The 13,504-nt window shown below is 73.5% G+C and carries 10 protein-coding genes; 4 read left to right on the forward strand and 6 right to left on the reverse strand.

Going from position 1 to position 13,504, the window contains the following annotated elements:
* Window positions 1-107 precede the first annotated feature (107 nt).
* On the forward strand, window positions 108-602 hold the full coding sequence (locus EV562_RS26110; RefSeq protein WP_133889302.1) for an NUDIX hydrolase: 495 nt from the start codon (window positions 108-110) through the stop codon (window positions 600-602).
* A 42-nt stretch (window positions 603-644) separates the two neighbouring features.
* On the forward strand, window positions 645-1,370 hold the full coding sequence (locus EV562_RS26115; RefSeq protein ID WP_133889303.1) for a Sir2 family NAD-dependent protein deacetylase: 726 nt from the start codon (window positions 645-647) through the stop codon (window positions 1,368-1,370).
* A 22-nt stretch (window positions 1,371-1,392) separates the two neighbouring features.
* Here EV562_RS26115 and EV562_RS26120 read toward each other — a convergent pair whose 3' ends face one another.
* From EV562_RS26120 to EV562_RS26135, 4 genes are all read right to left on the reverse strand, one after another.
* Window positions 1,393-2,244: an LLM class flavin-dependent oxidoreductase gene (locus EV562_RS26120; protein ID WP_166662002.1), complete on the reverse strand. Its 852-nt coding sequence runs from the start codon at window positions 2,242-2,244 to the stop codon at window positions 1,393-1,395.
* Between the two features lie 204 nt (window positions 2,245-2,448).
* Complete coding sequence (locus tag EV562_RS26125) at window positions 2,449-2,943, reverse strand: methylated-DNA--[protein]-cysteine S-methyltransferase (RefSeq protein WP_133889305.1); 495 nt, start codon at window positions 2,941-2,943, stop codon at window positions 2,449-2,451.
* A gap of 28 nt (window positions 2,944-2,971) precedes the next feature.
* Window positions 2,972-4,492 (reverse strand): AlkA N-terminal domain-containing protein, encoded by a 1,521-nt coding sequence (locus EV562_RS26130; protein ID WP_279588513.1) that lies wholly within the window; start codon window positions 4,490-4,492, stop codon window positions 2,972-2,974.
* A gap of 79 nt (window positions 4,493-4,571) precedes the next feature.
* Complete coding sequence (locus EV562_RS26135; RefSeq protein ID WP_208298424.1) at window positions 4,572-6,485, reverse strand: heavy metal translocating P-type ATPase; 1,914 nt, start codon at window positions 6,483-6,485, stop codon at window positions 4,572-4,574.
* 130 nt (window positions 6,486-6,615) lie between these two features.
* Between EV562_RS26135 and EV562_RS26140 the strand changes: the two genes are divergently transcribed.
* On the forward strand, window positions 6,616-6,978 hold the full coding sequence (locus EV562_RS26140; protein WP_133889307.1) for a metalloregulator ArsR/SmtB family transcription factor: 363 nt from the start codon (window positions 6,616-6,618) through the stop codon (window positions 6,976-6,978).
* On the opposite strand, the gene EV562_RS26145 is transcribed toward EV562_RS26140, so the two are convergent.
* Both EV562_RS26145 and EV562_RS26150 read right to left on the reverse strand, forming a co-directional pair.
* Window positions 6,959-7,837, reverse strand: coding sequence for a DUF72 domain-containing protein (locus EV562_RS26145; RefSeq protein WP_133889308.1), 879 nt, complete (start codon window positions 7,835-7,837; stop codon window positions 6,959-6,961). The genes EV562_RS26140 and EV562_RS26145 overlap by 20 nt on opposite strands.
* A 39-nt stretch (window positions 7,838-7,876) precedes the next feature.
* Window positions 7,877-11,791 (reverse strand): glycoside hydrolase family 2 TIM barrel-domain containing protein, encoded by a 3,915-nt coding sequence (locus EV562_RS26150; protein WP_133889309.1) that lies wholly within the window; start codon window positions 11,789-11,791, stop codon window positions 7,877-7,879.
* A 280-nt stretch (window positions 11,792-12,071) separates the two neighbouring features.
* Here EV562_RS26150 and EV562_RS26155 point away from each other — a divergent pair, with 280 nt between their 5' ends.
* On the forward strand, window positions 12,072-13,463 hold the full coding sequence (locus tag EV562_RS26155; RefSeq protein WP_133889310.1) for an RICIN domain-containing protein: 1,392 nt from the start codon (window positions 12,072-12,074) through the stop codon (window positions 13,461-13,463).
* Window positions 13,464-13,504 lie beyond the last annotated feature (41 nt).

Raw genomic sequence — 13,504 nt, forward strand, 5'->3', positions numbered from 1 at the left:
TAACCGGAGGACACCCGCGCCGTCATGCCCTGCCCACACCGTGGAACCGGCCCGGACGCGCACGTGGCCTCTTATTTCCGGGTCCCCGGGCTGGTTACGCTGCCGGGATGACCTCTCCTGATTACGCCGCCTACATCGCCGGTCTGCCCCGTGTGCTGGCCGGTGCCGCCACGGTCCTCAGGGACGGCGACGGACGTGTGCTCCTCGTCGAGCCCAACTACCGCGAGGGGTGGACGTTGCCCGGCGGGACGGTCGAGTCCGACGGCGGGGAGAGCCCGCGGCGGGGCGCGTGGCGGGAGACGCTCGAAGAGGTGGGGCTGGACGTGCGGGTCGGCCGGCTGCTCGCGGTGGACTGGGCGACCGGGCCGGGCAGGCCCCCGATCGTGGCGTACCTGTACGACGGCGGCGTCCTGTCCGAGGACGACCTCAAGGCGATCCGGTTGCAGGAGGAGGAGCTGCTGTCCTGGCGGCTGGTGCCGCGCGGGGAACTCGGCGACCACCTGCACGGCGCACTCCACGGCCGGGTGCTGGCGGCGCTGGACGTGCTGGCGGCGGGCTCCGGCACGGCGGAGCTGGAGAACGGCGTCCGGGTCGACCGGTAACCCGTTCGCCGCCCGCCGGGCCGGCGCCCTACCCTCGGCCCCATGACCGGCAAACCCCTCGTCGCCATCCTCAGCGGTGCAGGAGTCTCGACCGACTCCGGCATCCCCGACTACCGCGGCCCGAACGGGCTGTGGCGGCGCGACCCGGAAGCCGAGAAGCTCGTGACGTACGAGTACTACATGGGCGATCCGGAGATCAGACGGCGCTCCTGGCGAATGCGGCGCGACACCGCCGCCCTGCACGCCGAGCCGAACGCGGCGCACCGGGCGGTGGCCGAGCTGGAGCGGCGCGGGGTGCCGGTCCGGGTGATCACGCAGAACGTGGACGGGCTGCACCAGCGCGCCGGGATCTCGGCCCGCAAGGTCCTCGAACTGCACGGCAGCGCGCGCGCCCACGTGTGCACCGGGTGCGGGGCACGGGGGCCGATGGAGGACGCCCTCGCCCGGATCGACGCCGGTGAGGACGACCCGCCGTGCCTGGAGTGCGGCGGCATCCTCAAGCCGGCGACCGTGATGTTCGGCGAGCACCTCGACCCGGTGGTCCTGGGCGAGGCGGTCGCCGTCAGCAAGGCCTGCCAGGTGTTCGTCGCCGTGGGGACCAGCCTCCAGGTGGAGCCCGCCGCCGGGCTGGCCGGTGTGGCCGTCGACCACGGCGCCCGCCTGGTCGTCGTCAACGCCGAGCCGACGCCGTACGACGACCTGGCCGCCGAGGTCGTGCGGGAGCCGATCGGCACGGCCCTGCCCGAGCTGCTGCGCGGGCTGGGCTGAACCGCGGCGTCCGCGGGGCCGGTCAGAACAGGGCGTCCGCGAGGCGGTCGACCTGGCCGATGTCCGAGGCCCAGCAGTACAGCACGACCTCGTCCGCGCCGATGTCCCGGAAGGCGTCGACGGCCGCGCGGATGTCCCGGGCGGTGGTGAGCAGGCCCTTGGTCATGTACTCGGCGCGTCCGGTGAAGGCGTAGTAGTCGCCGAGGTTGTGCCGGGCGCGCTCCACCGTGTCGTCGGGGCCGAGGGCGACGCTCGCCTGGGCGACCAGCCGCGGCCGGCCGGCGCGGTCGTACGTGCGCCAGACCTCCTCGACCTGGCGGAACAGGCCGGCCATGTGCGCGGCGGGCACCGCGGCGCCGAGGAAGCCGTCGCCGAAGCGGCCGACCCGTTCGAGGGCGGCCGGGGCGAAGCCGCCGAAGAGCACCGGCGGTCCGCCGGGCGTCGCGGGCCGGGGGCCGATGGGGCCGGCGCCCTGGGCGTACGGTTCACCCGCCCAGGTCCGGCGCAGCAGGGTCATCTGCTCGTCGAGGCGGCGGCCCCGGCGGTGCAGGTCGATGCCGGCGGCCAGGCAGTCGTCGGCCCGCCCGCCGACTCCGATGCCGAGCGTGAAGCGGCCGCCCGACAGCCGGTCGAGGGTCGCCGTCTGCTTGGCGAGCAGCGCGGTGTTGTGGACGGGCGCGATCAGCACCTCGGTCTGCAGGCGGATGCGGGAGGTGGCGCCCGCGAGCGCGGCGAGGGTGATCAGGGGTTCGGGGTTGTCGAAGACGAGCCGGTCGAGCAGACCGAGCGTGCTGAAGGGGAGCGCGTCGGCGCGGCGCGCCCAGCTCGGCAGCAGGGCGGGGTTGTCGACGGGAAGGCCGAGGCCGATGTGCAGGGGATCCATGGGAGCAGTCCTCCGGAGGGCATGACGGAAAGGGGCGCCGCCCCTCCGTGGCCCCGGGCTGCTGTGCGCGGGCCTGCTCCCCATCTGCGGCATCGTTCGGGAGAGCGTGGTCTTCGAAGTGGGGTGAGCGTAACGGGCCGTGCGGCGCGCGGGCAACGCGGTTTTCCCGGAGCCGCCCGGCCCCGCCCCGGCTTCCTAGAACAACCGGTCCGGTGCCGCCGCCCCCCGTTCGAAGTCCAGCAGGCGCCGCTTGCGTTCCAGGCCGCCGCCGTACCCGGTGAGGTCGCCGCTCGCGCCGACGACGCGGTGGCAGGGGACGATGATGCCGACCGGGTTGCGGCCGTTGGCGAGGCCCACCGCGCGGGAGGCGGCCGGGTTGCCGAGGGCGGCGGCGAGCTCCCCGTAGCTGCGGGTCTCGCCGTACGGGATCTTCCGGAGCTGCTCCCAGACCGTGCGCTGGAACGGGGTGCCGTTCAGTCGCAGGCCGAGGGTGAAGTCCTTCAGTTCGCCGGTGAAGTAGGCCTCCAGTTGCTCCTCGGCCTCGGCGAAGGGGTGTTCGTCGCGTACGCCGAAGGTCTCCTCGGCGGGGCGGTGGCGCTGGTCGGTCATGTAGAGGCCGCACAGGGCGCCGTCCTCGGCGACCAGGGTCAGTGCGCCGTAGGGGCTGTCGATCACGGTGTGCTGTTTCACGGGTGTGGCTCCGGCTCCTCGGGCGGGCTCATACGGGCAGGAAGTTGATCGGGTGGTCGTCGGTCGCCCACAGGTACTGGACGGCGTACGCCCGCCAGGGCCGCCAGGCCGCCGCCCGGGCGGTGAGCGCGGCCGGCGTGGAGGGCAGGCCCAGTTCCGCGGCGGCGCGGCGGATGCCGAGGTCGGTGGGGAGGAAGGCGTCGGGGTCGCCGAGTGCGCGCATGGCGATGACGTCGGCGGTCCAGGGACCGAAGCCGGGCAGGCCGAGGAGCCGGGCGCGGGTCTCGGCCCAGTCGCTCTCGACGCCCAGGCCGACCGAGCCGTCGGCCAGGCGGGCGACCAGGGTGGTGAAGGTGGTGCGGCGGGTCCTGGGCATCGCCAGCGTCTCCGGGTCCACCGCCGCCAGCGCGCCGGTCGAGGGGAAGAGGTGCGTCAGGCCGCCCTCGGGGTCGTCCACCGGGTCGCCGTGCGCGGCGACCAGGCGCGCGGCGTGGGTGCGGGCGGCGGCGGTGGACACCTGCTGGCCGAGCACGGCCCGTACCGCGAACTCCTCCTCGTCGACCGTGCGCGGGACGCGTCGGCCGGGCGCCTTGTCGACGAGCGGCGCGAACAGCGGGTCGGCGCGGAGCTGGTCGTCGATCGCCGTCGGATCGGCGTCCAGGTCGAGCAGGCGCCGGCAGCGGCTGATGGCGACGGTCAGGTCGCGCAGGTCGCTGAGGGTGAGGCGGCAGGCGACGTGGTCGGGGTTCGGGGTGAGGGCCACGATGCCGTGACCGTACGGGAGGCGCAGGGTGCGCCGGTACGCGCCGTCCCGCCACTCCTCGACGCCGGGTACGGCGGTGGCGGCGAGGTGGCCGAAGAGGTTGTCGGGGTTGAGCGGGGCGCGGAACGGGAGGCGGAGGGTGAGGGCGCCGGGGCTCGCGCTCGGCGCGGTGCCGGGGGCGGCTCCGGCGGTGGTGCGGGCGGGGCGGTTTCGGGGGGCGCGGCTGCGCAGTTCGCTCGGGGAGAGCGCGTAGACCTCGCGGACCGTGTCGTTGAAGGTGCGGACGGAGGCGAACCCGGCCGCGAAGGCGATGTCGGCCATGGGCAGCGGGGTGGTCTCGATCAGCAGCCGGGCGGTCTGGGCGCGCTGCGCACGGGCGAGGGCGAGAGGGCCCGCGCCCAGTTCGGCGAGGAGCTGGCGCTCGACCTGGCGGGTGCTGTAGCCGAGGCGGGCGGCGAGGCCGGGGATGCCCTCCCGGTCCACGACGCCGTCGGCGATCAGCCGCATGGCGCGGGCGGTGAGGTCGGCCCGCCGGTTCCACTCGGGGGAGCCCGGGCTGGTGTCCGGGCGGCAGCGCTTGCAGGCCCGGAACCCGGCCTGCTGGCAGGCCGCCGCGCTCGGGTAGAACGTCATGTTGCCGGGTTTGGGCGGCACCACCGGGCAGCTTGGCCGGCAGTAGATGCGGGTGGTCAGGACGGCCGTGAAGAACCAGCCGTCGAAGCGGGCGTCCTTCGACCGCACGGCGCGCACGCAGCGCTCGGTGTCGGTGTGCATTCCCGTCTGCATGTCTCCAGGATGGCCCCCGGGACGGCCGGGAGCTGGCGGGAATCCGACATGGACGTCACGCGTGCTGCGCTCTTGCGGATCACTCCTGCCGCCAGGCCGACTCGTGCAGCAGCCGCAGGCCGTTGAGGCCGACCAGTACGGTCGAGCCCTCGTGGCCCGCCACGCCGAGCGGCAGCGGGAGGTGGCCGAGGAGGTCCCACAGGACGAGCACGGTGATGAAGACTCCGGCGACGGCGAGGTTCTGGACGACCAGCCGGCGCGCGCGCCGGGAGAGCCGTACGACGGCGGGTACGGCCGTCAGCTCGTCGCGGACGACGACCGCGTCGGCGGTCTCCAGGGCCAGGTCGGAGCCGGCCCGGCCCATGGCGACGCCGGCGTGCGCGGCGGCCAGCGCCGGGGCGTCGTTGACGCCGTCGCCGACGAAGAGCACCTTGCGCCCCGCCCGTTCCCGCTCCCGTACGGCCTCCACCTTGTCCTCGGGCAGCAGGCCGGCGCGGACGTCGGTGATGCCGGTCGCGGCGGCGACGCGGGCCGCGGCGGCCGCGTGGTCGCCGGTGAGCAGGGCGGGGGCGGTGCCGGTGAGGGCGGTGAGCGCGGCGGTGGCCGGCGCGGCGTCGGCGCGGAGGCGGTCGGTGAGGGCGAGGGTGCCCAGGAGGCCGCCGTCGCGGGTGACGCGGACGGTGGTCTCGGCGCCCTGCGGGGTGTCGGCTCGGCCGACGTGCACCGTGCGGCCGTCGATCACCGCCGTCACCCCGCGGCCGGGAGCCGCCGTGAAGTCGTCCACGGGCGCGATGCGCAGCCCCCGGGCACGGGCGGCGCTCACGATCGCGCGGGCCAGCGGGTGCTCACTGGGGTGCTCGGTTGCGGCGGCGAGGGCGAGAAGGGCGTCCTCGTCGACGCCGCACCCGGGCGAGGGGCGTACGGCGGTCACCTCGGGGGTGCCCTCGGTGAGGGTGCCGGTCTTGTCGAGGGCGGCGGTGTCGGTCTCGCCGAGGCGTTCCATGGCGACCGCCGACTTGACCAGGACGCCGTGCCGCCCGGCGTTGGCGATGGCGGACAGCAGGGGCGGCATCGTCGCGAGGACGACGGCGCAGGGCGAGGCGACGATCATGAAGGTCATGGCGCGCAGGAGGGCGTCCGTGAGGCCCGTCCCGAAGGCGAGGGGGAGGCCGAACACCGCCAGGGTGGCGGCGACCACGCCGATGGAGTAGCGCTGCTCGATCTTCTCGATGAACAGCTGGGTCGGCGCCTTGGTGCGGGACGCCTCCTCGACCAGGGTGACGATCCGGGCGATGACGGAGTCGGACGGATCGCGCCCGACGCGCAGGCGCAGGGCGCCGGTCCCGTTCAGGGTCCCGGCGAAGACGTCGTCACCGGGGCGCTTGAGGGCGGGCAGGGACTCTCCGGTGACGGTGGCCTGGTCGACCTCGCCGGTGCCCTCGACGACGGTGCCGTCGGCGCCGATCCGCTCACCCGGCCGGACCAGGACCAGGTCGCCGACGGCGAGGTCGGCGGTGGGGACGGTTTCCTCGCCGCCGTCCCGCAGGCGGGTCGCGGTGGTGGGGGCGAGGTCGAGCAGGCCGCGCACGGAGTCGGCGGTGCGGGCGGTGGCCAGGGCCTCCAGGGCGCCGGAGGTCGCGAAGATGACGATCAGCAGGGCGCCGTCGAGTGCCTGCCCGACGGCGGCCGCGCCGAGCGCCGCGACGATCATCAGCAGGTCGACGTCCAGGGTCTTCCCGCGCAGCGCGCGCAGGCCCTCGCGCGCGGGCTCCCAGCCGCCGGCGGCGTAGGCGACCGCGTAGAGCGGGCCGTACGCCCAGGCGGGTGCGCCGCCGAGGTCGAGCGGCAGGGCGAGGAGGAACGCGGCCAGGGACGCGAGCGCCCACCGGGCCTCCGGCAGGGCGAGGACGCGGGTGGGGCGGCGGGGCGACCGCGGTGCGGGGGGCGCGGTCCGCGGAGCGGGGGCGAGGGTGGTGGACACGCGGGACACCATACAGGAACACATGAAGACTGATTCATTTGTTCATTCGGTCCAGTCCCTTCGCCCTCCGTCCCACGCAACCGCCCTTCGACCCCTTCGTTCATCCGTTCGTGTGCCGGTGGCCGGTGCGTAAGATGACCGCATGGGTCACGGAGCCGCCACCACCGCGCAGGACGCCGCCGGGCGGGTGCGCCTGGACGCGGACAACGTCGCGAAGGTCGCCACGACCCTCCAGGCCCTGTCCACGCCGTCGAGGCTGCTGATCCTGGCCAGGCTGCGCGAAGGCCCGCTCCCCGCGACCGAGTTGGCGGCGGAGGTGGGCATGGAGCAGTCGGCCTGCTCGCACCAGCTGCGGCTGCTGCGCAACCTCGGTCTGGTGGTGGGCGAGCGCAAGGGCCGTTCGGTGGTGTACGCCCTGCACGACCACCACGTCGCCGAGCTGCTCGACCAGGCCGTGTTCCACGTGGAGCACCTGCGGCTGGGCATCAGCGACACGGCGCGGTGAGCAGTCCCCGCATGGTCTCGGCCGCCCGCACGGCGGCGTCCGCGCAGCAGTTGTTGAACAGCACGTGCAGCTCGTCCGCCAGGCCGGCCGCGCGCCGCAGCCGGGGCGCCCGGGCGGCGAGTTCGCTCACGTCGTAGTCGTGGCGGAAGCGCTCCTCCTTGGTGCCCCTCCCCCACGCCGGGTTGCGTCCGTGGAACCGGACGACGGCGAGGGCGGGCCGGGTGACCGGCACGACGGGCGGCAGGGAAGCCGGCAGGCCCTGCGCCATGTCGGTGCCGACGGCCGAGGTTCCCAGAGCGGTGAGCAGGGCGTGGGTGGTCTCCGCCTGCTCCGCCTCCCACCAGCCCGGGTGCCGGAACTCCACCGCGAGCGGCCAGCCCTCCGCCCGCCGCACGCAGGCGTCGAGGGCCGCCTCCGCCCAGGAGCCGGGTGCGAACCACGGCGGGAACTGGAACAGCACGGCGCCCAGCCGCCCGGCCCCGCGCAGCGGTTCGACCGCTTCGGCGAACCTTCCCCACACCTCGTCCAGCAGCGCGTCGCTCGCCTGCCCGCGCCCGAGCCACCCGCGCCCGTTCCCGCGCAGGTCCGCGGGGAGGGACTCGGCACGCGTGGGGTGGCCGGTCAGCAGCGAGAAGGCCTTGACGTCGAAGCGGAAGCCGTCCGGCGTGCGCTCCACCCACAGCTCGCTGTTGCGGCGGCTGGGCAACGCGTAGTACCCGGCGTCCACTTCGACGACGGGCAGCCGCGACGCGTAGTGCCGCAGCCGCCCCTCGGCGTCCCGGCGCCCGCGCGGGTACCAGCCGCTCGCCACGAGCTGCCGGTCCGTCCACGAGCATGCCCCGACCAGAATGTCACCCATGGGAGCCCGGTTACCCCGGGCTCCCGTCCCGATCCGCCGCTACTCGGTCGCCGTCGGCCGCCGCGAGAGGCGCGTCGCGTCACGGACGTCGGTGAGCGGGCGCAGCCGGTAGGTGTACGCGTAGTCCCGGTCGGCGAAGAGCTTGAACTCGTCGTGGGTGTGCGCGCCCCAGCTGTTGTCGCCGCCGACGCCCATCTGACGGTGGTTCAGGCGCAGGACGACCTCGTCCCTCGGGGTGAGCTGGTAGTCGTGCCGCACGCCGGCCGACAGGTCCTCGGGCGTGAAGTACGAGGCGTTGGCCTCCAGGAGGGGTTCGCCGGACGCCAGCAGGCCCACGCCGTGGCGGTCGGTGAGGGCGATCCAGCGGACGTCGGTCTTGTTGCCGTTCTCCTGCGGCCGGATGTACGGCGTCCACTGCTCGGCGACGGTCCCGGAGTACAGGCCGACGTCCGTGCCGTCGTTGCGGTCCCAGTGGTTCTCCTCGGGGCCGCGGCCGTACCAGTGCACGCGGTCCAGGTGGCCCGGCAGGAAGAGCATCGTGCCGACCTCGGGGATGTACGGCAGGGTCGCGGCGCCCGGGTGCAGGGTGTTGTCGACCTTGATCTCGCCGTTGCCGAACACCGTGTAGGTGGTGCCGTACGCGGACTCCACCGACGTGGGCAGCGTGCCGGTGACCTTGATCTCGACGGCCCGGTCGCCGAGGGCGCGCACGGCGACGCCGGTGACCTTCCGGCGGGCGCCCGCGTCGCGCCACGTCTGGTTGCGGGTGTGCTGGCCGTTGCCCTTGTCGTTGTCGGTCGGCGCGCGCCAGAAGTTGGGCACGGGCCCCGAGGTGATCAGGCGGGTGCCCTTCGCCTCGTAGGAGGTGATGGTGCCGGTGCGCTTGTCGACGGTGACCGAGAAGCCCTTGCCGGTGACCCGGACGTCGCGGTCGCGCTCCTCGTGGCGCAGGGCCGCGAGGCCCGTCGGGCGCGCCGGGGTCACGGCGGGCGCGCCGGCCTCGACGGGGAGCTGCTGCCGGGCCACCTCGAAGCCGGCCTTCGCCCACGGGGTGGTCTCCTTGGTGGTGAAGGAGAGGTGCAGGAAGTACTCGGTGCCCGGTTCCGGGTGGTCCGGCAGGCCTACGGGGAGGGTGATGTCCTTGCTCGACCGCGGTGCCACGTCCAGCTGGTCCCGGGTCAGCTTCCCCTGCCGTACGACCCGGCCGTCTGCGACGAGTTCCCAGTGGCCGTCGAACTCGCGCAGGTGGGTGAAGAGGTACTCGTTGGTGAGGGTGACGGCGCCCGGGCCGCCGCCGGTGGTGCGAGCGGCGTTGACCGCCTGGTAGACGCGTTTGACCTCGGCGGCCTTGCCGGTGTGGCCGCGGTCGGCGGTGACGATGCCGTCCGCGACGAAGGCGCCGTCGTTGGGGTTGTCGCCCCAGTCACCGCCGTAGGCGAGGAACGTCTTGTCCCGGGGCCGCTTCTTCTCGGCCTTCACGGTCGCGGCGTCGAACCAGAACCGCACGCCGTCGTCGCCGGGGCCGCGGTCCTCGGAGGCCAGTTCGGCGGCGCCGAGGGCGCGGGCGTAGACGCGGGCGCGCCTGATGGTGCCGCTGAACTCACGTACCTGCTGGTCGGCGTCGGTGGCGAGCGACAGGGGCGCTGTGTTGCTGCTGGGGCGCCGGTCGGTGGTGCGGGTGGCCCGTTCGACGCCGTCGACGTGGAGGGTCAGGGTCCCGGCGTCCGCGTCGAAGACGCCGGCGAGGTGGTGCTCGCGGCCGGTCCAGTCGTCCGGCACCGTCCAGTTCGCGGTGATCCACTGTCCCGCGGAGTGGATGAAGAACTCCAGGGTCCGGCCGTTCTGCTTCAGCGCGTACTGGGTGTCGCCCTTGGCGAGGATCGGCTGGTGGTAGCCCGTCACGTGCGGGGTGATCCAGGCCTCCAGGGTGAGCGAACCGGTGAGGTCGAGGCTGTCGTCGCGTTCGAAGACGGTGATGCCGGACAGGCCCTGGTCGCGGTCGAGGGTGCCGCGGGTGGCGAGGATCTCGCCGCGCAGCTTCGCGGGTCCGGCCTCGGTGAGCAGGGTGCGGGCGGGGACGGGTGTGTACAGGGACTGGTCGACGAAGTCCCAGATCCATCCGCCCTGGAGCACGTCGTGGGCGCGCACGACGTCCCAGTACTTCTTGAAGTTGCCCGTCGAGTTCCCCATCGAGTGGGCGTACTCGATCATGACGTACGGCCGGGTGTCGGAGGTGTCGTTCGCGCGCTGCTCGACACGCTGCGGGCTGTCGTACATCTCCGAGCGGATGTCGCTGATGCCGGGGCGGTCGTCGCCCTCGTACTGGATGACGCGGGTGGTGTCGTAGGAGCGGATCCAGTCGTGCATGGCGGTGAAGGTGGAGCCGCCGCCCGCCTCGTTGCCCAGCGACCAGATGACGACGGAGGGGTGGTTCTTGTCGCGGTGCACCATGTTCTGGGCGCGGGCCACGCAGGCGGCGGTCCAGTCGGGGTGGTCGCCGGGGTACTCGTCGCGGATGCCGTGGGTCTCCAGGTTGGTCTCGTCGACGAGGTAGAGGCCGTATTCGTCGGCCAGTTCCAGCCAGTACGGGTTGTTGGGGTAGTGCGAGGTGCGGACGCTGTTGATGTTCATCCGCTTGATGATCCTGATGTCCTCGACCATGTCCTCCCGGGTGAGGGCGGTGCCGCGGGAGGGGTGCATCTCGTGGCGGTTGGTGCCGCGGAAGGACACCGGCTCGCCGTTGATCCGCATCAGGCCGTCCTTGAGCGCGAACTCGCGGAAGCCGACCCGGTGGGACAGGGTCTCCGTCACCTTTCCGGCGGGGTCCCGCAGGCGCAGTACGGCCGTGTACAGGTTCGGGTGTTCGGCGGACCAGAGCGCGGGCTTCGGCACGGCCTTCGCGGCCCGTACGGTGACGTCCTCGCCCGCGCGGGCCTCGCCGACGTCGACGGGCTGCTGCAGCGGCCGGGGCCAGACGGCGTGGCCGCGCGCGTCGTAGAGCTGGGTCTCCACGGTGTAGCGGCCGGTGCCGCCCTCGCCGTAGGCCCGCACACTCGCCGTGACGGCCAGCTCGGCGTCGGTGTAGTCGGCGTCGAGCGGGGTGTCCAGCTTGAAGTCGCGCAGGTGCACGGCGGGGGTGGAGTAGAGGTGGACCGAGCGGAAGATACCGCTCAGCCGGATCATGTCCTGGTCCTCCATCCAGTCGCCGTCGGAGTAGCGGTAGACCTCGACGGCGATCTGGTTGGTGCCGGGCTTGAGGTGGTCGGTGACGTCGTACTCGGAGGGCGTGTAGGAGTCCTCGTCGTAGCCGACCAGTTCGCCGTTGATCCACACGTAGTGCGCGGACTTGACGCCCTCGAAGTGGAGGAAGGTGCGGCGGCCCTTCCAGTGCCGGGGCAGGGTGAAGGTGCGCCGGTACTGGCCGACCGGGTTGTAGCGGGTCGGCGCGGCGGGCGGCTGCGGTTCCTCGCCGAGCCCGTTGGGGCCCCAGTACGGGTAGGTGATGTTCAGGTAGATGGGGAAGTCGTGGCCGTGCAGCTGCCACACGGACGGGACCGGGATCGTCTCCCAGTCCCCGTCGTCCACGTCGGTGCGGTGGAAGTCGGCGTCCCGGTCCTCGGGGCGGTCGGCGTAGGCGAACTTCCAGCTGCCGTCCAGGCTCAGCCGGTAGGGCGAGCGGGCGCGGTCACCGGCGCGGGCCTGCTCGACGTTCTCGTAGGGCGTGAGGGTGGCGTGCGGTGGTTCGGTGCCGATCCGGAAGACCCCGAAGTCGTTCCACTCCGGGGACTCGCCGGCCGCCGCTCGCCGTCCGGCCGCGTGCGCGGTGACGGGCGACGCGGAGAGCGCGAACGCGCCGAGGACGGCGGCCCCGCCCTCCAGGAGGCGGCGTCGGCTGACGACCGGGCGGGGCGGGCGAGCCGGGGACTGGGCGGGTGACGCGGGAGAGTGCGGCATGACCGTGGCCTTCCGTGGGCTTCGGGGGCGGCTCAACACACGGTGCTTCGAGTGCAGTTGACGGTGGGGCGGACTCAACTGCGGGTGACGCGGTGACTACTGGATCAGGGTCACCCTAGGACTCGAACAGAACCGAATCAATTATCCCGTCGGAGTTTGTTCGTTCCTGGTGGGCAGGGCCGCCCTCGGGACGACCGGTCACGGAACCGGGCCCCTTGGGGCACCCAGGACTGCCCCGAGGGCTCCTGACCGGGGCCCGGCCACCACGTAACGTCCTCGCGTGAACCTGTGGACTTCCCTGGAGCCCGCGTCCGCGACCGTGGACCCCGGCAGCAGTACCCGTGTACGGCTGCGGGTGCGCAACACCGGTGACGTGGTGGACGAGTACCGGCTGGAACCCGTCGGGGACATCGCGCCCTGGACGACGGTGGAGCCGCAGACCCTGCGGCTGTATCCCGGGACGACCGGCACCGTGGAGCTGACCTTCGCCCCGCCGCGCACGCCGGACGCGACGGCGGGCCCCAACCCGTACGCGGTGCGGATCACCCCGACGGAACACCCCGACGCGGTGACGGTGCCCGAGGGGAACCTCACGATCACCGCGTTCACCGAGGTGCGGGCGGAGCTGGTGCCGCCGGTGGTGAAGGGGCGGTTCCGGGGCCGGCCGCGGCTGGCGGTGGACAACCTCGGCAACACCAAGGTCACGGCGTCCGTCGCGGGCAGCGACACCGGCGACCACCTGTCGTACGAGATCCGGCCCTCGAACGTGCAGATCGAGCCGGGCCGCGCGGCGTTCGTGGAGACGACGCTGAAGCCGAAGCAGGTCATCTGGTTCGGGTCCAAGGAGGAACGGCCCTACACGCTGGCGGTGCGCCGCTCCGGCGTCGATCCGACCGACGTCGAAGGCACGTACGTGCAGCGCGGCTTCCTGCCCCGCTGGCTGGCCACGTTCCTGGGCATCGCGGTGGCCCTGACCGTCGCGTTCGTGATGATCTGGATCGCCTACAAGCCCCAGGTCCGCACCAGCGCCACCGAACAGACCCAGCAGGCCGGCGCGGCGCTCGCGCCCAGCCCCAGCGCCACCCCGCAGACCCTGCCCAGCACCGCCGAGTCCGCGCCCGTGGAACAGCCCAAGGCGCAGCAGCCGGACGTGCGGGAACCGGAAAACGCCGGGGGCGGTGGCGGTGGAGGCGGCGACGCGGCGCCGGCGCCCAGGAAGTCCGAGAAGGGGACCTCGGGCGGGGGCGCCGAGGAGAAGCCGGCCCCCAAGGCTCCGGAGCCCGTCGCCCCCGGCACGACGATCTACGGCCACGCCTCCGACCGCTGCATCGAGGTGGCGGGCCACAAGTGGCGGGACGGCGCACCGCTGCAGATCGCGGACTGCACCGGCAAGAACTGGCAGAAGTGGGACTTCCGGCCCGACGGCACGATCCGGTCGCTGGGCCTGTGCATGGACGCGACCTGGGGCGGCACTGCCAACGGAACGGTCGTCCAGGTGGCGGTGTGCAGCGGCAACCCGGCCCAGCAGTTCATCCTGGCCGGGCCCCGGGACCTGGTCAACGTGCAGGCCAACAAGTGCGTGGACGTCGTCGACGCGAACAACGCCAACGGCGCGAGGCTCCAGCTGTGGGAGTGCAACGGCCAGGACAACCAGAAGTGGAGCACGCGCTGACCCGGACGGTACGCGTCGGCTCCTCGTCGGGGCCCGGCCCG

Origin of the sequence: Streptomyces sp. BK208 (assembly GCF_004364245.1) — a bacterium.
In the GTDB taxonomy this organism is placed as follows: Bacteria; Actinomycetota; Actinomycetes; order Streptomycetales; family Streptomycetaceae; genus Streptomyces.

Excerpts from the sequence above, each read along its gene's own strand:
- EV562_RS26135 (WP_208298424.1), bottom strand. The coding sequence starts at position 6,485 with ATGGTGTCCCGCGTGTCCACCACCCTCGCCCCCGCTCCGCGGACCGCG.
- EV562_RS26140 (WP_133889307.1), top strand. The coding sequence starts at position 6,616 with ATGGGTCACGGAGCCGCCACCACCGCGCAGGACGCCGCCGGGCGGGTG.
- EV562_RS26115 (WP_133889303.1), top strand. The coding sequence starts at position 645 with ATGACCGGCAAACCCCTCGTCGCCATCCTCAGCGGTGCAGGAGTCTCG.
- EV562_RS26110 (WP_133889302.1), top strand. The coding sequence starts at position 108 with ATGACCTCTCCTGATTACGCCGCCTACATCGCCGGTCTGCCCCGTGTG.
- EV562_RS26145 (WP_133889308.1), bottom strand. The coding sequence starts at position 7,837 with ATGGGTGACATTCTGGTCGGGGCATGCTCGTGGACGGACCGGCAGCTC.
- EV562_RS26150 (WP_133889309.1), bottom strand. The coding sequence starts at position 11,791 with ATGCCGCACTCTCCCGCGTCACCCGCCCAGTCCCCGGCTCGCCCGCCC.
- EV562_RS26130 (WP_279588513.1), bottom strand. The coding sequence starts at position 4,492 with ATGCAGACGGGAATGCACACCGACACCGAGCGCTGCGTGCGCGCCGTG.